The organism is Paramicrobacterium humi (assembly GCF_900105715.1).
GTDB lineage: Bacteria > Actinomycetota > Actinomycetes > Actinomycetales > Microbacteriaceae > Paramicrobacterium > Paramicrobacterium humi.
Genome location: NZ_FNRY01000001.1, coordinates 1,804,696 through 1,829,166, shown reverse-complemented (window position 1 = coordinate 1,829,166; position 24,471 = coordinate 1,804,696). Strand labels below are relative to the sequence as shown.

General features: G+C 70.4%; 19 protein-coding genes. 8 read left to right on the top strand and 11 right to left on the bottom strand.

Features of this window, described 5'->3' with window-relative positions; genetic code table 11:
• Positions 1 to 2,037: an FtsX-like permease family protein gene (locus BLV49_RS09075; protein WP_143034018.1), complete on the bottom strand. Its 2,037-nt coding sequence runs from the start codon at positions 2,035 to 2,037 to the stop codon at positions 1 to 3.
• On the bottom strand, positions 2,034 to 4,994 hold the full coding sequence (locus tag BLV49_RS16735) for a hypothetical protein (RefSeq protein ID WP_143034017.1): 2,961 nt from the start codon (positions 4,992 to 4,994) through the stop codon (positions 2,034 to 2,036). The genes BLV49_RS09075 and BLV49_RS16735 overlap by 4 nt, the downstream gene beginning before the upstream one ends.
• Before the next feature lie 120 nt (positions 4,995 to 5,114).
• On the opposite strand from BLV49_RS16735, the gene BLV49_RS09070 reads away from it, so the two are divergent.
• Positions 5,115 to 5,483, top strand: coding sequence for a hypothetical protein (locus tag BLV49_RS09070; protein ID WP_091182932.1), 369 nt, complete (start codon positions 5,115 to 5,117; stop codon positions 5,481 to 5,483).
• 54 nt (positions 5,484 to 5,537) lie between these two features.
• Entirely contained in the window at positions 5,538 to 6,032 is a 495-nt protein-coding gene (locus tag BLV49_RS09065; protein ID WP_245723590.1) for a DUF3817 domain-containing protein, read from the top strand.
• 4 nt (positions 6,033 to 6,036) lie between these two features.
• Here BLV49_RS09065 and BLV49_RS09060 read toward each other — a convergent pair whose 3' ends face one another.
• A complete protein-coding gene (locus tag BLV49_RS09060) occupies positions 6,037 to 6,369 on the bottom strand; it encodes a DsrE family protein (protein WP_143034016.1) in 333 nt (110 codons plus the stop codon).
• 88 nt (positions 6,370 to 6,457) lie between these two features.
• On the opposite strand from BLV49_RS09060, the gene BLV49_RS09055 reads away from it, so the two are divergent.
• Positions 6,458 to 7,108, top strand: a complete 651-nt coding sequence (locus BLV49_RS09055; RefSeq protein WP_091182926.1) for a trimeric intracellular cation channel family protein — start codon at positions 6,458 to 6,460, stop codon at positions 7,106 to 7,108.
• Between the two features lie 110 nt (positions 7,109 to 7,218).
• Positions 7,219 to 9,522, top strand: a complete 2,304-nt coding sequence (gene purL, locus BLV49_RS09050) for a phosphoribosylformylglycinamidine synthase subunit PurL (protein WP_091182924.1) — start codon at positions 7,219 to 7,221, stop codon at positions 9,520 to 9,522.
• Positions 9,523 to 9,536: 14 nt separating this feature from the next.
• Here purL and BLV49_RS09045 read toward each other — a convergent pair whose 3' ends face one another.
• A complete protein-coding gene (locus tag BLV49_RS09045) occupies positions 9,537 to 10,100 on the bottom strand; it encodes a dihydrofolate reductase family protein (protein WP_091182923.1) in 564 nt (187 codons plus the stop codon).
• 214 nt (positions 10,101 to 10,314) lie between these two features.
• On the opposite strand from BLV49_RS09045, the gene BLV49_RS09040 reads away from it, so the two are divergent.
• Entirely contained in the window at positions 10,315 to 11,754 is a 1,440-nt protein-coding gene (locus BLV49_RS09040; protein WP_091182920.1) for a sugar porter family MFS transporter, read from the top strand.
• An 8-nt stretch (positions 11,755 to 11,762) separates the two neighbouring features.
• On the opposite strand, the gene BLV49_RS09035 is transcribed toward BLV49_RS09040, so the two are convergent.
• Positions 11,763 to 12,437, bottom strand: a complete 675-nt coding sequence (locus BLV49_RS09035; RefSeq protein ID WP_091182919.1) for a TetR/AcrR family transcriptional regulator — start codon at positions 12,435 to 12,437, stop codon at positions 11,763 to 11,765.
• Positions 12,438 to 12,534: 97 nt separating this feature from the next.
• On the opposite strand from BLV49_RS09035, the gene BLV49_RS09030 reads away from it, so the two are divergent.
• Both BLV49_RS09030 and BLV49_RS09025 read left to right on the top strand, forming a co-directional pair.
• Complete coding sequence (locus tag BLV49_RS09030; protein ID WP_091182917.1) at positions 12,535 to 15,264, top strand: MMPL family transporter; 2,730 nt, start codon at positions 12,535 to 12,537, stop codon at positions 15,262 to 15,264.
• Positions 15,261 to 17,447, top strand: a complete 2,187-nt coding sequence (locus tag BLV49_RS09025; RefSeq protein WP_091182915.1) for a YhgE/Pip domain-containing protein — start codon at positions 15,261 to 15,263, stop codon at positions 17,445 to 17,447. The genes BLV49_RS09030 and BLV49_RS09025 overlap by 4 nt, the downstream gene beginning before the upstream one ends.
• 12 nt (positions 17,448 to 17,459) lie before the next feature.
• Here the strand turns inward: BLV49_RS09025 and BLV49_RS09020 are convergent, their stop codons facing one another.
• The 4 genes from BLV49_RS09020 to BLV49_RS09005 are packed head-to-tail and all read right to left on the bottom strand — an operon-like array spanning position 17,460 to position 20,835.
• On the bottom strand, positions 17,460 to 18,374 hold the full coding sequence (locus tag BLV49_RS09020; RefSeq protein ID WP_091182913.1) for an SDR family NAD(P)-dependent oxidoreductase: 915 nt from the start codon (positions 18,372 to 18,374) through the stop codon (positions 17,460 to 17,462).
• Position 18,375: 1 nt separating this feature from the next.
• Positions 18,376 to 18,672 carry a chorismate mutase gene (locus BLV49_RS09015; RefSeq protein WP_091182911.1) on the bottom strand — a complete coding sequence of 99 codons (297 nt, stop codon included), beginning with the start codon at positions 18,670 to 18,672 and terminating at the stop codon, positions 18,376 to 18,378.
• Positions 18,673 to 18,688: 16 nt separating this feature from the next.
• The gene (locus BLV49_RS09010) at positions 18,689 to 20,059 is read right to left on the bottom strand and encodes an FtsX-like permease family protein (protein ID WP_091182909.1); all 1,371 of its coding nucleotides are present in this window, start codon (positions 20,057 to 20,059) and stop codon (positions 18,689 to 18,691) included.
• Positions 20,056 to 20,835, bottom strand: coding sequence for an ABC transporter ATP-binding protein (locus BLV49_RS09005; RefSeq protein WP_091187083.1), 780 nt, complete (start codon positions 20,833 to 20,835; stop codon positions 20,056 to 20,058). The genes BLV49_RS09010 and BLV49_RS09005 overlap by 4 nt, the downstream gene beginning before the upstream one ends.
• Before the next feature lie 263 nt (positions 20,836 to 21,098).
• On the opposite strand from BLV49_RS09005, the gene BLV49_RS09000 reads away from it, so the two are divergent.
• A complete protein-coding gene (locus tag BLV49_RS09000; RefSeq protein WP_218132616.1) occupies positions 21,099 to 22,718 on the top strand; it encodes a CocE/NonD family hydrolase in 1,620 nt (539 codons plus the stop codon).
• Positions 22,719 to 22,739: 21 nt separating this feature from the next.
• Here BLV49_RS09000 and BLV49_RS08995 read toward each other — a convergent pair whose 3' ends face one another.
• A complete protein-coding gene (locus tag BLV49_RS08995; RefSeq protein WP_091182905.1) occupies positions 22,740 to 23,369 on the bottom strand; it encodes a GNAT family N-acetyltransferase in 630 nt (209 codons plus the stop codon).
• Complete coding sequence (locus tag BLV49_RS08990) at positions 23,366 to 24,454, bottom strand: lactonase family protein (protein ID WP_176980787.1); 1,089 nt, start codon at positions 24,452 to 24,454, stop codon at positions 23,366 to 23,368. Before BLV49_RS08990 ends, BLV49_RS08995 begins: the two co-directional genes overlap by 4 nt.
• Positions 24,455 to 24,471: the final 17 nt, after the last annotated feature.

The following is a 24,471-nucleotide window of genomic DNA, read 5'->3' as shown; positions in this document are numbered from 1 at the left end:
TCATTCCTCCTCGGCGCGAACCACGACGGCGGCATCCGCCTTGGCCGCGGCTTTGCGCATGATGAGCTGTACGACGGTGACGATGACGGCGAACGCCGCCGCGATGAGAGCGGTCGCTGCGGCGTCCACGACGAGCGGTGAGGCTCCGGCCTCGCCCGTGAACGCCGAGAGATCGAGCGGCCGCGCGGCACGGGGAAGCGCGAGCCCCACGGCGAGCCCGCCGACGACGCCCGCAAGAACGACGGGCACGATCTGCCACCAGGTCATCGCCGTGCTGTCGAGGCGGCTGACGCCGAGCATCCGTATCGTCACGGCGAAGCGGCGGCGCTCGGCGCGGGTCACCGTGAGCGCGAGAAGGACGGCGACTCCCGCAACCGCGACGGAGACGATGACGGATGCCGCGACCACGGCCGTGAAGCCGGCGACGATGAGCGAGTCGGCCGTGTCATCCACGGCTGCCGTCAGGCTCGCACGGAGTGAAGCAGCGAACACCGCGATGCCGCAGCCGATCGTGACGGCGAGGATCGTCGCGGGGCCGTCGATGCCGAGACGGGCGGCGCGCGCCGCCCCCGCGAATGCGGCCAGACCGGAGCGCGTGGCCGCTCGGCGTGCGAGCCCGCCCAGTATGCCCGTCGTCGCCCGCACGACGATGATGCCGACTGTCGCCGCGACGCCCAGCGGCGCGAGTGCGGTGAGTGCGTCGGCCGCACCCGATCGAGAGGCGAGCACCGCCGCGACAGTGACGATGACGACACACGCTTCGGCGATCCAGCGGGCCGCGCCGCCGCGAGCCCCCGGCTGATCTCTCGGGAGCACCGCGGCGAGCACGGCGGCGGGAAGGATCGCGAGGAACACCGGGACGGCGAGGGGCACCCCGGAGCCGGGCACGAGAAGGGCGACGGCGGCGCCGACGAGTGCTGCCGGCGCCCCGATTGCGAGCCCCTCGAGTGCGAAGACGCCGCGAAGCAGGAGCGGTGAGGCGCCGCGCGCTCGCGCGGTGGCGACGCTGCGACGCTGGCGGGCGACGAGCAGCGCGATGCCGAGAGCGAGCACGACCACGGCGACGCCGACGGGACCTGCCGCGGTCTGGCCGATCATCGTCGTCGCGGCGGCCTGGCGGGCGAGTCCCTGCTCGAGCACGGCTTCCGCTCCGCTGCGGAACGGGAGCGTCGTCGGAACTCCCCCGTTCGGGACGGTGAGCACGTGCGGCGCGGCAGAGAACGCCCGCAGCGACGCGAGCGCGTCCGCCTGATGCTGCGCGTCGATCGCCCCCGGATCGACCGGGTACCAGGCGAGGGTGTCCACGTCGCTGCGATTCATGAACAAGGCCGGGTCCACGAGTGCGAGCCCGGTGACCCGGCGCGACTTGTTGCCGTCGTCGAAGATGACCGGGGAGAGCAGGTTCGGGGCGATGCTCCAGATGGGATCCTTCGGGTTCTTCGCCGTGACGATGCCGGTGAGGGTCGCCCAGCCGGCGTAGCTGAGCCGCGTGTCGCCGAGCGTCCAGCCCAGCTGCTTGGCCGCCTCCTCGCTCAGAACCATGTCGAAGTGGATGACCCCGTCCGCGTCCCGGGAGACCGGGCCCGGCCAGGAGCCCTCCGTGAGGGAGAAGACGGAGCGATCGCTCACGGCGGTCAACTGGAGCTTTCGAACGGGAGTCGTCGGCGGGTCGTCCTGCGTCGCGTACACGCGCGCTTCCGGGGTCGTGAGCACGAACCGGGCGCTCCCTGCGGCAGCGCGGAACGGCTCCGACATCGCCGAGCGGAAGTGGTCGAGATCCTTGCGGAGTCCCGACAGCGGGTCCGCGGTCGTTCCGAGGGCGATCGTCCCGCCGGCCTCGGCGCGCAGGCTGCGTTTCGCGGGCGAGAGCGACGAGAGCTGCGCGGCGATGTCGGCGGAGGCCGTGGCCTCGATCGCTCGGGGGCTTGCCACGGCCGTGGCCGAGACGAGCGCGACGACGAGCGCGAGCAGCGCCATGGGGCCTGCGAGGGCGGAGAGGTGGCGGCGCAGAACGGCCCACGTGCTAAGTGACGTCATGAGCGGGTGTCCCTCGGTCCGGCCGCCCGCCGGGTGCCGGTTCCGGCGACGAGCAGGGAGCAGACGAGCGCGACAGCGGCGGTCGCCGCGAGCAGCCCCGCGAGCGGGAGCACCGAGAAGCCGACGCCGAGACCGACGGCAGCGGGCACGCCGGGGACCACACCGGCGGCGAGCACGTCGATCGTGAGCAGCGACACGGCCACGCCGCAGCCGACGCCGAGAACGAGCGCCACGGCGATGACGACGAGCAGCTCGAGCGAGCGGATGCCGCGGAGCGCGGGACGCGGCAGACCGAGGCCACGAAGGATGAGCGGTTCGCTGCGCCGCGCTCGGGAGATCGAGAGGCTTGCGGCGACGACGGCGAGGACGGCGAGCGCCGCAGCCCCGATCGCGCCGCCCCACAGCGCGAGCGACGCGGGAAGCGCGATCGCGGACGCGTCGGCGCTCGTGCGGGCGCGCACCGAGTCGCTTCCGGCGGACGCCGCCGTGAGCGCACGCGCCGTGGAGTCGGGTCGTGGGCTCGCGAGCCATCGCTCGTTCGGCCGCGGGAGCGCGTCCGAGGTGGTGAAGAAGCGCTCGTTCAGCTGGGCGAGGTCCACGATGAGGCCGCCGTCGGGCGCTCCCGGCACGACGGGCGTCGTTCCCGCGACGGCGAGGGTCACCGTGCGGCCGCTGCCTTCGATGCGGGCGACGAGCGCGTCGCCCGTTGCGACGCCGAGCCGGCGGGCGGTGCCCGCGTCAAGAACGGCAGGCACCGGCCGGGCGTCGGCATGCAGCGGCGTGAGCCGCATCGTCGCGCCGAGCAGAGTCGGCGCGATGGCCGCGGCGAAGCCCGGCGCGTCGCCCGCGGGCGGGTTGCCGATGTCCGCGTCGCCGAACACGAACGACTGCCATGCGGCGGGAAGCTGCAGCGACTGGCCGCCGGATCGCACCGCCTCGACGGTCGCGCTCACCGACAGCGGCTCCGCTCCCGGGTTCACGATGATGACGTCGACGCCGACGAGAGCGCCTCCGGCGTCCCCGAGTTCGAGAGTGGCGGTCTGCGACTTCCCGGCGCGGGTCGGAGCGACTGCGGCACCCGTCACCTGGAAGGCGCCGTCGGCGCCACGGGTCCACGCGCGCACCGTGACGTCGGCGGCGTGCGCGGCCGTGATGCGCACGTCGAGGATGAGGGCTCCGCCGGGCAGCGGGATGCCGTCGTCGGGTGAGCCGAGAGCGCTGGCGATGCCGGAACGATCGGCAGCCCCGCCGACGGGCGACATCACGTCGGGAAGCAGGGCGGAGCCGATCGCGATCATCGGCACGGTGGATTCGCCGATCACGAGCGGCTCGCTCAGAACGGAGGCGGCCGCGCGGACATCGGCGGGAGCGGCCGGTTTCGCATCGCGTGCGGAGACCTGGCCGGCGAACGGCGTGTGCACGCGCACGTCGGTGCCGACGGCGGCGGCGGATGCCACGTCGCGGCGCTCCGCGGTCGTGCCCGAGTAGGCGGATGCGAGGGCCGCAAGCGAGCCGGCGAGCAGCAGGGTGACGACGACGGACGCGTACAGCGGCATGCCGCGCGACACGTGCCGCAGCGCGAAGGGCAGCAGCGCACCCCGGAGCCGCCGTGAGCTGAGCCGCTCTGCGGCGCCGACGATCGGACCGATGACCGCGAGGGCGAGCACGCACAGCAGGAGCACGGTGAGAGTGGGCGCGAGCGCGGAGAAGGGACCGGGCGCCGCCTCGGAGCGCAGCCGGTACACCGAGACGGCGGCGAAGGCGACGAGGACGACGACGGCGCCCGTGGCGAGAATGGAGCGGCTGCGGCGTCCCGTTCCCTCGGCGGTGGTGCGCCCGAGCGCCCGGCGCGCGACCGCGAACGTCGCGGCGGCGTGGAGGATTCCGCTGAGGACCGTGACCGCGACGGTGACGAGGAGGGGAATCCACGCAGCGACGCCGGGGACGACGAGAGCGCCGATTCCCGCGCCGATCGCCGCGGCGACGACATTGACGGCTCCCGCTTCGGCGAGCGCGGAGCCGACGAGCTGAGGGAGGCTCGCGCCGCGAGCGCGAAGCAGTGTGAACTCGGCGGCGCGCAGGCTCGCGACCAGTCGCGTGAATTGCGAGAGCACGATGAGGCTTGCGATGACGATCAGCAGGACGGCGACGGGGAACAGCGTCTCGACGCTCGCGACGGTCTCCGCCAGGTCGGCGAGAGTATCCGGAAGGTGACCCGTCGTGACGATACCGCGCTCGCTCACGGCCGGGTCATGCTCGAGGGCGTCGGGAAGAACGGCGAGGTCGTGTGCGAGCACGCCCAGAGCGGAGGGCGTGATGGTGCCGCGGTCGGGAGTCAGCACCCACTGGGCGAACGGAGCGACCCCGAAGTCCGCGAGTTGGGCGGGGTCGACGAGCAGCGGTCCGACGACGTCTCCGGCCGCACCACTGGGATCGCCGAACCACTCGGGAGCGTTCGGGTCGGCGGGCTCCCACGTTCCGGTGAGCATGACGGCAACGCCTGCGATCGTGAGTGCGTCGCCCGCGCCGAGGCCCAGTCGCTCCGCGGCGTCGGCGCGAAGGATCCCCTGCGCGACCGAGGATGCCGCATCGGGCTTTGTGCCGTCGACGATGCGGAGCTGACCGTCATCGGGGCCAACGATCACCGAATCGACGACGCTCTCCGCGGTCGGCAGCGGCGGGCTGCGCACGGTCTCGGTGACGGTGATCCCGACGGGCAGCCGGCGGAAGTGCTCCGCGGCGGCCAGGCGCTGCGCGCCCGGGTCGTCCGTGACGCGGGTCTTGACGAGCATCGTGCCGGCGTCGGGCTCACTGTGGGCGAGAACCTCGCGAAGCTGCTGCGTCGTCGTGACGCTGAGGATGCCGGCGAGCCCGGTGAGCGCTGCCGACACGACGAGGGCGACAAGAGCGAGGGTGAGAATGGGACCGCGTCGGCGCCGCAGCGGCAAAGCGATCACCCTCGTGGCCTCCTCCGGCGCGCGTCATCGAATCGCACCGCCGCTCCACCTTACGGCACCGGCGGCATCCCGCCCACCATGGCCCTGTCGCCGCCGGAGCCGTTCTGCTAGCCTCGCCCCATGGCGCGCACACCGAAGGGCAGCCGGGCGACGAGGACCGCGAGCATCGGTCTCGTCCTTCTCGTCGTTGGCGTTCTCGTCGCCGCGTCGACGACCGCGCAGTTCGCCGTCGACAACATCGGCGTCGGTCTCTCAATCGTCCTGTGGCTGCTCTCGCTCATCGCTATCGTGTGGGGCATCGTGCTCCTGGCGACGTCGCGCCGGCTTCGCCGCGATGCGGACACGTCGCCGACGGGTGACACCGACATCTCGCGGCTGCCGGGCGCGGGTGGAACGATCGACCGGCTGCCGCTCGACGACATCGAGCCGCCACCGCCGGGTGAGGACCCGCGCGACCCGGATCGCCCCGATTCGGGCCCCTCGTCGTAGTTTCCACCTTTCGGACGATGCCGGGCCGGCGCGGCGTCGGGGAACATGGTGAGCGTGACCCGCACTGAAACGTCCCCCACTACTCTGACGCCTCGGCGCCTGTACCGCGTTCTCGCCATCGCCGAGACGGTGACCTGGACCCTCCTGATCATCGGAATGCTCCTGAAGTACGTCGTGCAGGTCGGCGACTGGCCCGTCACCGTCGCCGGCATGACCCACGGCATCGTGTTCGTGTCCTACGCGTTCACGGCGGGACTCGTCGGCGTCAACCAGCGCTGGAGCCCGCTGCAGATCGCCCGGGCGGTAGCGACGGCGATCGTCCCGTATGCGACGATTCCGTTCGACCGCCGGCTGGAGCGCCGCCGGATGCTCGAGGGCGGCTGGCGCCGTGAGAAGACCGACGATCCGCGCGATGCGACGTGGGTGAGCGCGTGCTTGCGCTTCTTCCTCGCCCACCCGGTGCTCCTCAGCGTTCTCCTCGTCGTCGCCGTGGCCGTCGTCGTGAGCGTGCTGCTGATCCTCGGACCGCCGACGCAATGGGGCGCCTAGGAGCTCACACTCGGATGTACGCGGCGCCCGCCCACTGCAGTCGCGCGAGGTAGGCGACGGCCGCCGGCGTGGTCTCGACGCCGGGCGGGAGGTCTTCCGGCCGGATATCGTTTCCGGCAAGGCTGTTCTCGCACGCGATCAGCCGCGTACCCGACGGCAGAGCGGGCACGGTCGCCGGCCGCAGGAGACGCGTGACGACTGCGCCCTGCACGACGATGACGACCTCAGCGTTCGCGTCGAGCTCGCGAAAGTTCACAGCGCTGCGGACGCCGCGGTCGAGGACGTCCGAGTCGGCGGCGCCCGTGACATGCAGCGCCAGGATCCGGGGTGCGTTCATGACCACATCCTGCCACGCGCCGTGCCCGCTTGCCGCTGGGGTCGCCGCCCCGCAAGAATGAGGGAATGAGCGAGAGAAGCAGAAACCCGTGACGGAGTCGCCCTTTCTCTTGCTGCTCGACCTGCTCGGCACGTTCGCGTTCGCGCTCGGCGGGGCCCTCACGGCTGTTCGCTCGGCGCGCGTGGATCTCGTCGGCGTCATCGCACTCGGCATGATCACGGCGATCGGCGGCGGCATCATCCGTGATGTGATGCTCAACCTGTCGCCCGCGACGTTTCAAGACTGGCGCTACCTCGCCGTCGCCGCCGCCGGTGCGCTCATCGCGTTCGCGTTCGGATTCCACCTCGACCGACTGTCGACGCCCATCGACGTGCTGGATGCCGTCGGGTTGAGCTTCTTCGCCGTCTCGGGAGCCGTCAAGGCCGTCGCATTCGGACTTGGCCCCGCGCAGGCGATCATCCTCGGCACTATCACGGCCGTCGGCGGTGGCACGATCCGGGATTCCCTTCTCGGCCGGGTTCCCTCGGTGCTGAGCGACGGACTCTATGCGGTGCCCGCGTTTATCGGCGCGGCGATCGCCGTGCTCCTGCCGATATTCGGCGCAAACGGGCCGGTCACCGCGGTGATCGGCGCGGTCGTCTGCTTCAGCATCCGCATGCTTGGCCTGCATTTCGGTTGGAACGCTCCCGGTCCCCTGCACTGGAAGTACGGCCGCCCCACACCCTCGAAACGGGACTGACCCCCGCGGAGGTGGGGCGTTCGCCGCGGCCGCTCAACGCCCACGGGTAGGATTGGAGGGGTCCGGCGTGGTCCGTTCACGCCCCCTTCGTCACCAGGAGCGAGTATTCCGTGAGCACCCCTGTAGAAACCGGCGCCGACACCGTCTCGAACGCGTTAGCGACCCCTGAGAAAGAGCAGCCGTACGGCGCTCTCGGGCTCAAGCAGAACGAGTACGAGAAGATCCGCGAGATCCTCGGCCGCCGCCCGACCTCGGGCGAGCTCGCGATGTACTCGGTGATGTGGAGCGAGCACTGCTCCTACAAGAGCTCGAAGAAGTACTTGCGCCAGTTCGGGCAGAAGGTCACGCCCGAAATGACGAAGAACCTCATGGTCGGCATGGGCGAAAACGCCGGCGTCGTCGACGTGGGTGAGGGCTGGGCCGTCACGTTCAAGGTCGAGAGCCACAACCACCCCAGCTATATCGAGCCGTTCCAGGGCGCAGCAACGGGCGTCGGCGGCATCGTCCGCGACATCATCTCGATGGGCGCGCGTCCTGTTGCGGTCATGGACCAGCTGCGCTTCGGCGCCATCGACGACCCCGACTCGGCGCGCGTCGTGCACGGTGTGACCAGCGGCATCTCGTTCTACGGCAACTGCCTCGGCCTGCCGAACATCGGCGGCGAGACCTACTTCGACCCCGTGTACCAGGGCAACCCGCTCGTCAACGCGCTCTCGGTCGGCGTGCTCCGCCACGAGGACCTGCACCTCGCGAACGCCTCAGGCGTCGGCAACAAGGTCGTCCTCTTCGGCGCCCGCACGGGCGGGGACGGCATCGGCGGAGCGTCGATCCTCGCCTCCGACACGTTCGCCGACGGCGGCCCGACGAAGCGTCCCGCCGTGCAGGTGGGCGACCCCTTCGCTGAGAAGGTGCTCATCGAGTGCTGCCTCGAGCTGTACCGCGAGAAGCTCGTCGAGGGCATTCAGGACCTCGGCGCCGCCGGCATCTCGTGCGCCACGAGCGAGCTCGCCTCCAACGGCGACGGCGGCATGTTCATCGAACTCGACGGCGTCCTGCTGCGCGACCCCTCGCTCACGGCCGAAGAGATCCTCATGTCCGAGTCACAGGAGCGCATGATGGCCGTCGTCGCGCCCGAGAAGCTCGACGCGTTCCTCGCCGTCACGGCCAAGTGGGACGTCGAGACGAGCGTCCTCGGCGAGGTCACCGACACCGGACGCCTCGTCATCAACTGGCACGGCGAGGAGATCGTCAACGTCGACCCGCGCACCGTCGCCATCGATGGTCCCGTCTACGACCGGCCCGTCGCATATCCGACGTGGATCGACGCCCTCCAGGCCGACTCGGCGAGCGCCCTCGAGCGCAGCGAGGACCCCGCTGTTCTCCGCGAGCAGTTCCTGCGGCTCCTCGGCTCGGCGAACCTCGCCGACAAGAGCTGGATCACCGACCAGTACGACTACTACGTGCTCGGCAACACAGCGCTCTCGTTCCCCGACGACGGCGGCATGGTCCGCGTCGACGAGGAGTCGGGCCTCGGCTTCGCGATCGCCACCGACGCGAACGGCCGCTACGCCCAGCTCGACCCGCGAGCCGGGGCGCAGCTCGCGATCGCGGAGGCCTACCGCAACGTCGCCGTCACCGGCGCCGTGCCCGCCGCGGTGACGGACTGCCTCAACTTCGGCTCCCCCGAGAACCCCGAGGTCATGTGGCAGTTCTCCGAAGCCGTCGAGGGCCTCTCGGATGCGTGCCTCGAACTGGGCATCCCCGTCACGGGCGGCAACGTGTCGTTCTACAACCAGACCGGCGACACCCCGATCTTCCCCACCCCCGTCGTCGGCGTGCTGGGCGTCATCGACGATGTCGCCCACCGCGTCCCGTCCGGCTGGCAGGACGAGGGCGACAACATCTACCTTCTCGGCACGACGCGCACCGAGCTTTCCGGGTCCGCGTGGGCCGGAACGATCCATGGGCACCTCGGCGGGCACCCTCCGCAGGTCGACCTGCAGCGGGAGAAGCAGCTCGCCTCGCTCCTGCACGCGGCGTCGCAGCAGTCGCTGCTCGGCTCCGCCCACGACCTCTCCGACGGCGGCCTCGCGCAAGCGCTCGCGGAGTCGGTGCTGCGCTTCGGCGTCGGCGCCCGCGTGTGGCTCGGCGAGATCATGGAACGCGACGGTGTGGATGCCGCATCCGCTCTGTTCTCCGAGTCGACCGGCCGTGTCATCGTGTCCGTGCCGCGCGAAGACGACGTGAAGTTCCGCGGGCTGTGCGAGGGCCGCGACTATCCGGTGCTGCGCATCGGCGTCACCGACAGCAAGGCCAGCGCGGGCCCGGCGCTCGAGGTGCAGGACATCTTCACGGTGTCCGTCGAGGAGCTGCGCGCCACGCACCGTGACACGCTGCGCAAGCACTTCGCGTAGCCGCCGACCGGGCGTCAGCCGAGAGGCTGGCGCACCCGGTAGGTGAGGTGGGCGAACCCGCCGTGCTGCTCCACGCCGACCAGGTCGAGCTCGTTCGGCTCCGTCAGGCGTGGGAACAGCGGGGCGCCGCCGCTCAGCGTCGCGGGCGCGATCGACACCTGCATCTCGTCGAGCGCGTTGATGTCGTAGAACTGGCCGGCGAGGTCGCCGCCGCCGACGATCCACACGTCGCTGCCAGAGGCGGCACGCACGATCTCGTCAAGGTGCTCGATCGCGTCGCCGCTCACGATGCGCACGTCCGCGCCCTCGGGGATCGGCAGGTCGCGGTGGCTGAAGACGTAAGTGGGCAGGTCGCCGAAGAACTCGCGCCACTTCTCGGGGTGCTCGATGAGCTTCGACTCGGCGAGCACCCACTCGTACGTCGTCGCACCCTCGACGATCACGCCGATGTCGCGCATGAACTCCTCATGGCTCGGCGCATCGCCGGTCTCCGCGGCGAAAAGCCAGTCGAGCGAATTGCGATCGTCGGCGATGAATCCGTTGAGCGACGACGCCGTGTAGTAGACGACTCGAGTCATGCCCCTCACGGTACGACAGCGGGCTCGCAGTGGCAGGCGGCACGCCGGTGAACCCGTCGCGGCACGCATAGCTGCACGAGCGTCTCGTCCGCAAGTCCTCGCACAGGCGCGCCTGCGGGGTCTAGCCTGAGGGCAGTGTTTCGACGATTCCGACCCAGAATCGCCGCTCCCTGACGAAGAAGCCCACCCGGCAGACGACGAAAGGATCGCGAGCATGTCGCACGAACCGAGTTCCCCGACGCAGACGCCGTACACGAAGAAGGCCTACGGACTCTCGATCGCCGCCGCTGTCGGCGGATTCCTCTTCGGCTTCGACTCCTCAGTCATCAACGGCGCCGTCGACTCGATCGACCACACGTTCGATCTCGGCCCGGTCCTGACCGGATTCATCGTCGCCGTCGCGCTCCTCGGCTGCGCCGTCGGCGCCTATCTCGCGGGCGGCATGGCCGATCGCTACGGTCGACTCCGGGTCATCTTCATCGGCGGCATCCTGTTCCTTGTGAGCTCCATCGGCGCTGGGCTCACGTTCTCGCCATGGGATCTTCTGGTGTGGCGCATCCTCGGAGGACTGGGAATCGGCATCGCGTCCGTCGTCACTCCCGCCTACATCGCCGAGATCTCGCCGCGCCAGGTTCGCGGTACGCTCGCGTCGTTCCAGCAGCTCGCCATCACGCTCGGCATCTTCGCGGCCCTGCTGAGCGACGCGCTTCTCGCCACGACGGCGGGCGGCGCGAGCTCGCAACTGTGGTGGGGCCTCGAGGCGTGGCGGTGGATGTTCCTCGTCGGCGTCATCCCCTCCGTCGTGTACGTGATCCTGTCGTTCACGCTGCCGGAATCGCCGCGCTTCCTGCTCGCGAAGAAGCGCGAGGACGAGGCGCGCGCGATCTTCAGCACTCTCGTCATCGAGGCGGAGGTCGACCGCAACATCAACGACATCAGCAAGGCGATCGCGGAGGACGAGAAGAACGCGCGAACGTCGCTGCGCGGCCCGCGCTTCGGCCTGCAGCCGGTCGTCTGGATCGGCATCATCCTGTCGATATTCCAGCAGTTCGTCGGCATCAACGTGATCTTCTACTACTCGACGAGCCTGTGGAAGGCCGTGGGCTTCACCGAGGAGTCCTCGCTTCTCGTGAGCGTGATCACCTCGGTCACGAACGTCGTGCTCACGTTCGTCGCGATCTTCCTCGTCGACCGCGTCGGTCGCCGCCCCATCCTCTTGAGCGGTTCCGTGCTCATGACCGTTTCGCTCGCGACGATGGCCCTGGCGTTCAGCTTCGCCGCGAAATCGGGCGACGACGTGAGCCTGCCCGGCGCGTGGGGCCCCATCGCACTCGTGGCCGCCAACCTCTTCGTCATCGGCTTCGCCGCGTCGTGGGGTCCGCTCGTGTGGGTGCTTCTCGGTGAGATCTTCCCGCCCAAGATCCGCGGGAAGGCTCTCGGCGTGGCGGCTGCCGCGCAGTGGCTCGCGAACTTCGCCATCACCGTGACCTTCCCGACCATGTCGGAGTGGTCGCTTCCGCTCACCTACGGCATGTACGCGCTGTTCGCGGCACTGTCGTTCTGGTTCGTCATGGTGAAGGTGCCCGAGACGAAGGGCATGGAGCTCGAGCAGGCCGAGACGCTGTTCGTCAAGAAGCCGGCGCAGCGCAGCTGATCAGGCGCCTAGTCGGGGATCGGCTCCGTGAACAGGGTGACGATGCTCGCGATCACCTTGTGCAGATCGGGATCTGACGCGGTCGGCGTCGTCGAGCCGAGCAGCACGGATCGCTCGGTCGTGCTCTGATACGCCGAGATGAGCAGTCGCACCGCCACGATGGGGTCGACGATGAAGCGCTGGCCGAAGTTCGCGAGCGCCGCGGAGACCACGGCGGCCAGCTGCTCCTCCATGGCCGAGCGGTGCTGCATGAGATAGCTGCCGAACTCGGGGTTGCGCAGCGCCTGGATGCGGAACTCCGCTTCGATCAGGCACCACGTCCGGTCATCGCCCTGCAGCTTGAGGAACTGGGCGACGAGTTCGCTCACGGCCTCGAGCCGGGTCGCCGTCGACATCGACGAGAGGTTCCCGCCCGTCGTCGGCGTCACCGTGTCGAGGCCGACCTGCAGTTGAGCGAGCCGCTGGGCGTTCTCCCGCTCGGCGAGCGCGACGAACAGCTCGTTCTTGCTCTCGAAGTTGGAGTAGAACGCTCCCCGTGTGAATCCGGCTCGCTCCGTGATGAGCTCGACGGGAGCCGCGTCGACGCCGATCTCGGCGAATACCTCGTACGCGGCGTCGAGCAGGCGCTCGCGCGTCTTCTGACGGCGAGAGCTCGCGGCCTCAACGGGCGACGTGTGCGACATTCTGACACCTTACTGAAAGGGCTTGGCGATACACCAGTGTATCGAATACATTTGTGTATCGGATACATGACTGTATCGAGAAATCCCTTGGAGAAACGTGTCTTCGTTCCTGTACTCTCTCGGCCGCTTCGCGCATCGCGCGCGCGGCCTCGTCGTCGGCATCTGGGTGCTCCTGCTCGCCCTCATCGGCGCGGCCGCCCTGCTCTTCGGCCAGGGCATGGACAACAGCATCTCGATTCCCGGCACCGAATCGCAGAACGCGCTCTCGAGTCTCGAGACGACCTTCCCTGAGGTCAGCGGCACGAGCGCCCAGATCATCGTCGTCGCCCCCGACGGCGAGACGGTGACGGATGCCGCTCTCGAGCAGCCCATCGACGACGCCGTCGACGACCTCAAGAAGATCGACCAGGTCGACGAGGTCGTCTCCCCGTACTCCTCCGACGTCAGCGGCTCGATCAGCGACAACGAGTCCGCCGCGCTCATCACCGTGCAGCTCGACGGCAGCACGTTCGAGATCAGCGACACCACAAAGCAGGAGCTGCGCGACGCGGCATCCGATCTCCACGAGAACCTGCCCGACGGTTCGACGGTCTCGGTCGGCGGGGAGCTGTTCAGCCAGAACATGCCGACAATCGGAATTCTCGAGGGCGTCGGCGTCGTCGTGGCGCTTGCCGTGCTCATCCTCACGTTCGGCTCGCTGCTCGCGGCCGGCCTGCCCCTGCTCACCGCCCTGTTCGGCGTCGGCATCTCGATGGCGCTCATCTTCGCCGCGACGGCCGTGACCTCGATCACCTCGACGACGCCCATGCTCGCTCTCATGCTCGGCCTCGCGGTCGGCATCGACTATGCGCTGTTCATCATCTCGAGGCACCGCGACCAGCTGCGCGACGGGCTGAGCGTGCCCGAGTCCATCGCCCGCTCGGTCGCGACGGCGGGCTCCGCCGTCGTCTTCGCCGGCCTCACCGTCGTCATCGCTCTGCTCGGGCTCAGTGTCGCGGGCATCCCCTTCCTCACCGTGATGGGCGTCGCCGCCGCACTCGGCGTCGGCATCGCCGTTCTCGTCTCCCTCACGCTGCTTCCCGCGCTGCTGGCGTTCAGCGGCGAACGGCTGCGCCCCAAGGCCAAGCGCGCGAAGGCGGCAAAGGGCACGACGGATGCCGCTCCCGCGCAGAACCGCTTCTTCCTCGGCTGGGTTCGCGCTGTCACCAAGCACCCGATCGTCACGATCACGGCCGTCATCGCCGTGCTCGGCGTGGCCTCGGTGCCCGCCCTCGGCCTGCGGCTCGCCCTGCCCGACGCGGGCGGTCTGCCCGAAGACAACTCGGCACGGCAGACCTATGACCTCGTATCCGAGCACTTCGGCGAGGGCTACAACGGCATGCTCATCGTCACCGGCTCCATCATCACGAGCACCGACCCCCTCGGGCTCATGGACGACATCGCCGACGAGATCACGCAGCTCGACGGCGTCGCAGCAGTTCCGCTCGCGACCCCGAACCGCTCGGCCGACACGGGCATCATCCAGGTCGTGCCCGAGCACGGCCCCGACTCCGACCAGACGAAGCAGCTCGTGCACGACATCCGCGCGCTGCACGACCACTTCCTCGACGAGTACGACGTCGACCTCTCCGTCACGGGCTTCACCGCCGTCGGCATCGACGTGTCGACGAAGCTCGGTCAGGCGCTGCTGCCGTTCGGCATCCTCGTCGTCGGTCTCTCCCTCGTGCTGCTGACGATGGTGTTCCGCTCGATCGCCGTACCGATCAAGGCGACGCTCGGCTACCTGCTCTCCGTCGGCGCGTCGTTCGGCGCCGTCACTCTCGTGTTCGGCGACGGCGTGCTCGCCGACGCCATCGGCGTCGCCCGCACAGGACCCGTGATCAGCTTCCTGCCGATCATCCTCATGGGGGTGCTGTTCGGCCTCGCGATGGACTACGAAGTCTTCCTCGTCTCCCGCATCCGCGAGGACTACGTGCACGGCAAGAACGCGCGCCGCGCCGTCGAGACGGGCTTCGTCTCCTCCGCCAAGGTCGTCACCGCCGCCGCCGTCATCATGATCAGCGTGTTCGCGGCGTTCATCCCGATGGAGGATGTGAACATCAAGCCGATCGCCGTCGGCCTCGCCGTCGGCGTCTTCGTCGATGCGTTCCTCGTGCGCATGACGCTCGTGCCGGCCGTGCTCGCCCTCCTCGGCGACAAGGCGTGGTGGATGCCGCGCTGGCTCGACCGCGCACTGCCCTCGTTCGACGTCGAGGGCGAGGCTCTCGAGCACGAGCTCCAGCTCGCCGAGTGGCCCGCACCCGACGCCGACTTCGCCGTCGCCGCCGACGACATGAGCGTCACGGCGGGCAGCGAGACGATTCTGCGGCCCACATCGCTGCGCGTCGCCCCGGCGACCACGCACGCGCTCGTCGCCGACAGCGCCCGCGCCGTCACGGCCGCTCTCATGGCCCTGACCGGTCGCGTCCCGCAAGCGACCGGCACGATCAAGGTGCTCGGCCTCGTGCTGCCCTCGCGCGGCCCCGCCGTGCGCCGCCGCACGGGCTACGTCTCGCTCGCGGCATCCGTGAACCCCGTCGACGACGTGCGCGCCGCGCTCGCGGAGCGCCCGCAGCTGCTCGCGATCGACGGTGTCGACCACGTCGCGAACCCCGCCGACCGCGCCGGGCTCGGCACGCTCCTCGATGAGGTCGCCACCTCGAGCGGGCGCCCCGCCATCCTGATCGGCTGCACGAACCTCGTCGCCGCCCGCGATCTCACCCCGCTGGACGACGAGACGTTCGCCGGCGACACAAAGACCCTGCTCCTCTCGGAGGTCTCCGCATGAGAATCCCGTTCATCGAACGCATCGACTCGCGCCGACGCGTGAGCCCGCTCACCCTCGTCGGCCTGCTCCTCGTCCCGCTCGTCGTGGCCGGGCTCCTGGTCTGGGCGCTGTGGAACCCCACCGACCGCCTCGACTCCGTCAAGGCCGCCATCGTCAACAACGACGAGCCCGTCACCGTCAACGGGCAGACCGTCCCGCTCGGCCGGCAGCTCGGCGCGGGACTCGTCTCCGGCGGCGACAGCACGAGTGACGACTCCGACACGGCGGACGACACGAGCGCGGTCACGAACTACACGTGGGTCGTGACGGATGCCGCTGACGCGGCGTCCGGCCTCGACGACGGCACCTACGCCGCGGTCGTGACGATTCCCGAGAACTTCTCGAAGGCGGCCACGTCGTTCTCCGGCGACCCGAAGGACGCCGAGCAGGCGCTCATCGACGTGACGACGAGCGACGCGGGCCGACTCATCGACGGCGCCATCAGCCAGGCCGTAACGACGACCGCCGCGGACGTCATGGGCAAGTCGCTCACGACGACCTACCTCGACAACGTATACCTCGGCTTCAACACGCTGCACGACCAGCTCGGCGACGCGGCGGACGGCGCGGCGAAGCTCGCCGACGGAACCGCGCAGCTCGCCGACGGAACCGCGCAAGCCGCAGACGGCGCGAACCAGCTCGCGGGCTCCGGCGCCCAGCTCGGCTCCGGCGCACAGGACCTCGCCGACGGCGCGTCCGGCATCGCCGACGGCGCGAGCGGCGTCGCGGGCGGCGCACGCGATCTCTCCGACGGCGCGACCAAGGCCGCCGACGGCGCAGGCCAGCTCTCGGGTGGGGCCTCGAAGCTCGCCGCGGGACTGCAGAGCCTCGTCGACGGACTGAACGGCCTGAAGGACAAGACCGCGGGCCTGCCGGCCCAGACGCAGCAACTCGCCGACGGCGCGAAGGGCGTGTCGACCGGGGTCACGGGCGTCACCTCGACGATCAGCGGAACCCTCGCACCCCTCGCGCAAGCGTGCACAGCGGGCGACCAGACGATGTGCCAGCAACTCGCCGGCGCAGTGACGGCGATGGCGACGGGCGACAAGGACGGCGACGGGGTTGCCGACATCACGGCAGTCGCCGGTGCCGCGGCCTCCGTCGCCGACGGGACGCAGAAGCTTGCCGACGGCATGCCCGCGCTCTCGAGCGGCATCTCGCAGCTCGCCGCGGGCGCCGGAGCCTCACAGTCGGGGGCGAGCGATCTCGCAGACGGCGCTGCGGGTGTCGCCGACGGCGTGTCGCAGCTGTCCGGCGGGGCGTCACAGCTCGCCGGCGGGGCGGGCCAGCTCTCCTCGGGCGCGAGCCAGCTCTCGACCGGTGCGCAGCAATACGCGACCGGCGTTGGCACCTACACCGACGGCGTGACCTCGCTCAGCGACGCGCTCGGCCAGCTCGCCGACGGCACGGACGGAGTGAACGACGGCGCGCAGCAGCTCGCCGACGGGCTCTCCACCGCTGTCGACCAGATCCCGAACTACTCGAAGTCGGATCGCGAGTCCCTCGCCGACGTCGTCGCCCAGCCGGTCAGCACGAGCGACGAGGGCGACGCGGCGCTCGACATCGGAACCGGCGGTCTTCCGCTGTTCGCGGTGATCGCACTGTGGCTCGGCGCCCTCGCGACGTTCTTCATGCTCCGCGCCGTGCCGACGCGCACGCTCGGCTCCACGCGCTCCCCGCTCTCGCTCGCGGTGCGTGCGGCGGCGCCCGGTCTCGTTCTCGGCGTCGTGCAGGGCGCGCTCGTGTCGATCGTGCTCGGCATCGCGCAAGGCTACAGCGCCGGACAGTGGCTCGGCGTCGCGGCTATCGCGATGCTCATCGGCGCCGCGTTCGCGGCGGTGAACCAGACCCTCGTGGCTGTGCTCGGCGGGACCGGACGGTTCGTGTCGATGCTCGTCGCGCTGGTCGCGCTCGCGACGGGAATCGTCTCGACCGTTCCCGGTGTGCTCGATTCCGTGTTCGCGCTGCTGCCCGTGAGGCCCGCGAAGCTCGCGCTCGAGTCTGCGATTCTCGACACGAGCGGACTCGCTGCGGCGATCGTGGGTCTCGCCGTGTGGCTGCTCGGTTCTCTCGCGGTCACGACGCTCAGCATCGCACTGCGACGCACCGTGTCGGCACGGCGGCTCGCGGCCTCCCCCGCGTAAGCGGCGAGCGCGTCACGGTAGGAGCGAGACTCCCGTGGCGCGCTCGGCCTCGGCCCAGATCAGCTCGGCGACATCGCGCCGCGTCGTGACGGCGGCCGGGGTCTCGCGCTCGGCGTCGCCCTTGAGCATCCACCGGGGGCCGTAGTAGACCGGACCGTCGTTCTCGAACGCAGCTGGGTCGGTCGCGGCCCGCACGATGGGGAGTGCCCCGCGGTCCTTCCCCTGAGCGACCGGCGCCTGCAGCGCGTCGCGGAAGCGCTTGAACCGGCGCGGCTCGTTCACACCGGGCACCCGTGGGGTGCGGCCCGAGATCGCATACCCGGGATGCGCGGAGAGCGAGCGCACCCCGCTGCCGGCGGAGCGCAGCCGGCGATCGAGCTCGAAGCCGAAGGACTGCAGCATGATCTTCGACTGGGCGTAGGCGTGGAACGGGCGGTAGCGCCGCGACTGCAGGTCGTCGAGGTGCGGCCGGATCATGCGCGTGGACGCGCTGCCGAGGGTGACGATACGCGAGCCAGGTGTGCGCTCAAGCGTTGGGAGGACGCCGGCCGTGAGGGCGAAGTGCCCGAAGAAGTTCGTCGCGGCGACGAGCTCGAGGCCATCGACGCTCTCCTGCCGCCGCAGCGGAACGTGCACGATGCCCGCGTTCTCGATGAGGACGTCGATGCGCTCGAGGCTGTTGAGCTGCGCGGCCGCCGCGGCGACGGAGCCGAGGTCGGACGTGTCGAGACTCACGAACTCGAGGGCCGCGGCGGGCACGCGAGCGCGGATCGCCCGCGCGGCGGCATCCGCTCTCTGCTCGTTCCGGCAGGCCATGACCACCCGGGCTCCCGCCTGCGCGAGTCGCAGGGTCGTCCAGAAGCCGAGCCCCGCGTTCGCGCCCGTGACCACGATCGTGTGCCCGTGCTGCGGCGGCGGCGCCCACATCTCACTCACCCCGGGCGATGCGCGTGTGGTGGTGGATGACCTCGGCCACGACGAACGTGAACCACTTCTCGGCGAACTCGGGGTCGAGCTCGGAGTCGGTGGCGAGTTCGCGCAAGCGGGCGATCTGCCGCGCCTCGCGCGACGGGTCCGAGGCGGGCAGCCCGTGCTCGGCCTTCAGCGCGCCGACCTCTTGCGTGCACTTGAAGCGCTCCGCCAGAAGGTGGATGAGCGCCGCGTCGATGTTGTCGATGCTCTTGCGCAGACGGAGGAGTTCGGCGGTCGCGTCGGTATCGGGCATGCACCCAGAATAACGGTCATGCGCGTTCGGGCTGCGCGAGCACGCGGCCGAGCACGGCGCGCGTGGCGAAGAGCGCGGCCGCGACAAGCGCGAAGCCGGCGGCGAAGCACAGGACGATGACGAGCACCGAGACGGGCGCGAAGATCATCGCGAGTCCGACGAGCGGGAAGACGAGGATGCCGCCGACGACCGCGGAGGCGAGGGTCACGAACGTGAGCGGCACCATGGTCTGGCGACGACGAGCCGCCTCCATCATGGAGCGCGGCATGCCGAGCCGGTCAAGGCTCACCCACAGGTCGCGGCGGTCGAGGATCTCCGAGGCCTGGTTGACGCCCGCCGAGCACGCGACCATGAGGAACGACGCGACAAGCGTGATGAGGATGCCGGTGCGCACATCGGCGATGAGCGCAGCGTCGGCCGGAGAGGCGCCCACCGAGCCGGCCGCGGCGAACGAGATGCCCGTGCCGCCGACGACGGCGACGAAGCTCGTCATCGCGACGCCCGCGACCTGACGCCACGCCGCCATCGGGTTCTCGAGGATGCCGCGCGCGGCGAGCAGCTTCGGCGCGGTCGTCGCACGGCGCAGCTGCACGCGGCCGAGCAGGCGGACGGCCCACGGGCCTATGAGGTTGAGGATGCCGACGCCCGCGCCGAACGCCGTGCCGAGAACGACGATCGCGGCGCCCCAGCCGCCGAACGCGTCGAGAACGTTGAGCGCGGTGAACGCGGCGATGATGACGGCGACGCCGATGACGACCCGCAGCCAGTGCACGCGCTGCGGCTGCTGCCGGGTGCGGACGCCGAGCGGCGAGATCGTCACCTGGCGAAGGCCGATCGCGGAGCTTGCCGCGGCGATGAGCGCGACGCCCGCGACGACAGCGGCGAGCACGGGCGCCCCGACCCACACGCCGGCGGGCCCGATCGGCTGCCCGCCGAACGGGATGAGGCCGAGGAGCGGCATCGTCACGAGGTACAGAACGACCCCCGCGAGCGCGCCGACCACGGCGACGGCCGTCGACTCGAGAACGGTCATGCGCATGACGGCGCCCGGCGTCGCGCCGAGCAGCCGCAGCGTCGCGAGCCGGTCGTCACGGCGACGGGCGGAGAGCCGGGCTGCGGCGCCGCCGAGCGCGGCGAGCGGAACGACGAGGAGCGCGAGCGCGATGACGCTGAGCATCTGGTAGAGACCGGCCTCGGCGCTCGTCCAGCGCCAGAACATGAGCGTGCCGCCGACGACCGTGAGAAGAAGGGCCGTCGTGACGGCGAAGGCGATGGCCGGCAGCGCGATCGTCGCGGTGCTCTGCGCGCTCGGCCGGGCGAGCAGCCACGTCAGTCGGAGCACGGGAGTGGGCCGGCCGCGGAACGCGGGAAGCGTCGTGGCGCTCATGCTCCGGTCGCTTCCTGCTGCCAGCCCGCGCCAAGGAACTCGGCGCCTGCGGCGCGCGGCGCGGCGGCATCCGTCGTCTCGAGCTTGCCGTCGCGCATTCGCACGGTGCGCGAGCAGCGGGCGGCGACCGATTCGTCGTGCGTCACGACGATGAGCGTGTGCCCTTGGCCGACCGTCGAGTCGAGAAGTGCGCCCATGACGTCCTCGCTCGTGGCGGAGTCGAGAGCCCCCGTGGGCTCGTCGGCGAAGATGACCGTCGCGCCCGTGACCTGCGCGCGAGCGATGGCGACGCGTTGCGCCTGGCCACCGGAGAGCTCGCCGATGCGGCGGGCTTCGAGGCCGGCGAGGCCGAGCGCGTGCAGCCAGTGCACGGCGCGGCCCTCCGCCTCACGGCGCGGGTAGCCCGCGAGCATGAGCGGAAGCGCGACGTTCTCGACGGCCGTGAGCTCGGGGATGAGAAGGCCTTGCTGGAAGACGAAGCCGAACGACTCGCGTCGCAGGCGGGAGCGGCCGGACTCGTTCAGGTCGGTGACGCGCACCGGGCCGGCGATGGTCTGGAAGGACACGGTGCCGCCGTCGGGCGCCGTGATGCCGGCGAGCACGTGCAGGAGCGTCGTCTTTCCGGAGCCTGAGGCGCCCATGATGGCGAGAGACTCACCCGGCTGGACGGCGAGGCTGACGCCGTCGAGGGCGTGGGCGGTGCCGTAGGTCTTGACGAGGCCGGTGGCGGCGAGCACGGCCTGCTGCGGTGACGGTAAGGGGTTCTGGACGTTCATGCCTCCAGCATCGTCGGGCGGGAGCGCCGGCACATCGGGCGAGCGGGTGACGAGCGTCATCCGCTCGTCTCATCCTTCTGCGGAGTCGCGCTACCGGATGATGAGCGGAGCGGGCCCGCGGCGAGCGCGGCGGCACTCCGATTGACACGACCGGTGATGACAACGAGGATCTCTTTCATCGGGAACGGAGTCGAGCCCTGATGAACACGACAGTGGACAGACCGTGGAAGCGCCCCGGGCGGACCGCTTATGCTCGCCGGCGCGTGGCGGCGGCTCTCCGTCCGCCCGTCACGGTGTATCCGATGCCGGCCGACGTCACGAAGCAGGAAGACGTGGCCGTGACGATGCGCGACGGCGTCACCCTTCGACTGAACCTCTTTCGCCCCGCGGGCGTCGACGGCCCGCTCCCTGCGCTTCTCTCGGCGCACCCCTACGGCAAGGACGCGGTGCCGAGGCTCAAGCGCGGCCGATGGTCGCTCAACCCGCAGTTCCGCATCATGAACCAGCCGGAGGCGCTGCGGATCTCGGATCAGACCAGCTGGGAGGCGCCCGATCCTGTGTGGTGGGCCCAGCGTGGCTACGCGGTCATCAATCTGGACACACGCGGCGGCGGTCATTCCGAGGGCCGCGGGGAGCTGTTCTCCGACCAGGAAGCGGACGACATCAGCCAGGTCATCGCGTGGGCGGCGCAGCAGCCGTGGTCGAACGGCCGGATCGGCATGCTCGGCGTGTCATACCTCGCGATCTCGCAGTACAAAGTCGCCGCGCTCAGCCCGCCAGCGCTCAAGGCGATCTGCCCGTGGGAGGGATTCACCGACGGCTACCGCGACTTCTTTACGCCCGGGGGCGTCGTCGAGGACGGATTCGCGCGCGTCTGGCTGTTCCTCAGCCGCCGGGTGGCTCGGCTGAAGACGAACCTCGCGGCGGAACGTCGCCTGCATCCGCTGCGGGACGAGTGGTGGGAGGCGTTCACACCGGACTTGTCGAAGATCACTGTCCCGATGCTCGTGTGCACGAGCTTCTCGGATAACAACCTGCACAGCGTCGGATCGATGCGTGCGTTCCAGCGCGTCGCCTCGGCGGACCGGTACGCCTTCACGCATCGGGGAGCCAAGTGGGCAACGTTCTACGGCGCGGAAGCACGAGCGCACCAGCTGGCGTTCTTCGACCGTCATGTGCGCGACGCGGAGTCCGCTCGTCTGCCCCGGCTGCGGCTGGAGATCCGCGATCGCCTCGATCACGTCGTCGAAGTCCGCGACGAACAGGAGTGGCCGCTCGCGCGCACCGCGTGGCGGCAGCTTCACCTCGCCGCCGGAGGCGCGCTCATCGAGACCGAGCCTCCGGCCGGCAATGTCACTTTCGACCTGCGACGCGAGGCCGCCGCGTTCGAGTACCGGTTCCGCGAGGACGCGGAGCTCAGCGGCCCTATGACGCTTCGACTGAACGTCGCGACGACCGGCGCCAAGGATCCGCGGCTCTTCGTCGCCGTCGAGAAATGGTCGCACGGCAGGCGCGTTCCGTTCGAAGGTTCGTATGGCTATGGCCGCGACAGCGTCGCGCAGGGGCGCCTTCGCCTCGCGCTGCGCGAACTCGACGCCGAGCTCAGCACACCGCACCAGCCCGAGCACACGTTCCAAACCCTTGAGCCGATGCGCGACGGCGTGGAGGTCGAAGTGCGCATACCGCTCAGCTCCTCAGCGACGCTCTTCGAGTCCGGCTCGAGCCTCCGCCTCCTGATCGCCGGCCGATACCCGCAACCGCGCAACCCCTTCTTCGGACACTTCCCCACCCACTACCGACCCAGCACCTCCGGCACGGCCACCCTCAGCTGGCGGGCAGGCCAACCGTGCTCCCTCGAGATCCCGGTCATCCCGAGGGAGTGACGAGCGCGCTCGTCGAGCGCACTACCGGATGATGAGCGGCGCGGGGATCGCGTCGACGCGGGCGCGGAGCGGTTCCCGCAGCGCGGGCCACTCCTCCGCGAGGATCGAGTACACCGCCGTGTCGCGCCACGTGCCGTCGGCGCGGAGTCGGTGATGGCGCAGCACGCCTTCGAACGACGCGCCGAGTTTCGCGATGGCCGCGCGCGAGCGCGCGTTGACGGCATCCGTCTGGATCTTCACTCGCTCGAATCCCGAGCCGAATGCGAGGTCGAGCAGCAGGAGCTTGCACTCGGCGTTGACGCCCGTTCCCCACGCGGCGGGGTGGTAGGCCGTCCAGCCGATGTGCGCTCCGCGGTTGACGGTGTCGAGGTCGCCGAGCGACGTGGTGCCGAGGACGTGGTCTTCGAGCGGACCGGCGGCGATGCGGACGGTGAAGGGGATGCCGGTCGCGAATGGGAATCGCTGCGGCAGGCTGCTCTCGAACGCCGCCGCGTCGGCGGGCATCGCCGCGACCCCGCCGCCGTAGCCGAACTCGTACACGTCGGGCCGCACGATCGCGTCGAAGAGCTCGGCCGCGTCGGCCGCCTCGAGCGGGTCGAGGCGCACGAGGCTGCCGATGAGCGGGCGCGGCTCGGGGAGGATCGCCGTCATGAGGAACTCACAGCCCGGCGTGCGGGCGCGAGGCACGTGGGCGTTCCGGTCTCGACCGTGCCGACGACGCCTGCGGGTGTGCCGGTGCGCTCGTCGAGCCGCAGCGTCGAGATGGTGCCGGATCGCTGGTTGCACACGTGCAGGAACTCGCCGTCGGGAAGGTGGTGGCGCGGCCAGTTCCCACCGCAGTCGACGTCGGAGATCGCGCGCAGTTCGCTGCCGTCGCCGCGCACGTCGAGCGTGGAGATGCGGTTGGAGCCGCGGATGCCGACGTACACGCGGTCTCGGCGAGCGCCGATCGCGATCTCGGCGCCCGTGTCGCCGTCTTCCAGCGAATCGGCGGTCGCGCGGATCGCGGCGATGACGCGCAGCGCCCCCGTCTCGTCGAAGCGCAGCGTGAACACTTCGCTCGAGTACTCGGTGATGAGATACACGTGGCCGCTCTCGTGCCAGACCGTGTGGCGCGGACCCACGCCGTAGGGCAGGGAGACGTCCTGCACGTGTGCGAGTCCCGCGGCGGTCGGCCGCCAGACGCGCACGAGGTCGAAGCCGAGGTCGGTCGTGAGAACGAGCCCGTTCGGCAGCCACCGCGACTGGTGGGCATGCGGCTCCCGCTTCTCGCCGCTCGGCGTCGCGAAGGTCGCGATGCCGGTGTCGTCGGCGCCCGAGTAGCCGTATGGGTCGGTCGGCATGGGCGCCCGCGTCGCTCCGCCCGCGAATCGGCCATCGGCGCGCAACGGCACCCAGAACACTTCGCCCGAGCCGTAGCACGCGGCGATGACAGCGCTGCCGTCGGGTGCGACCGAGAGGTGGCAGGCGCCGGCGTCGAGCGTGAGCGTGCCGAGCTCGTCGAGTCGCGTCCCGTCGGGGCGAAGCACGAGCAGCCGTCCGGTGAACTCTTCAGTCGCATAGACGAGGCCGAGGCTCGGGTGCACCGTCACCCACGACGCGGAGTTCGCGGAGTGCGCGAACGAGGGGCGCAGGGTGCCGGCGTCCTCGCGTCGGGCAGACAGGATGCCAGTAGCCGTCCCATCGCCGTCCGCCGTGTAGGTTCCGACCCAGAAGTCCGCGAGCTCTGCTGCCATGGCTTCAGTCTGCCACC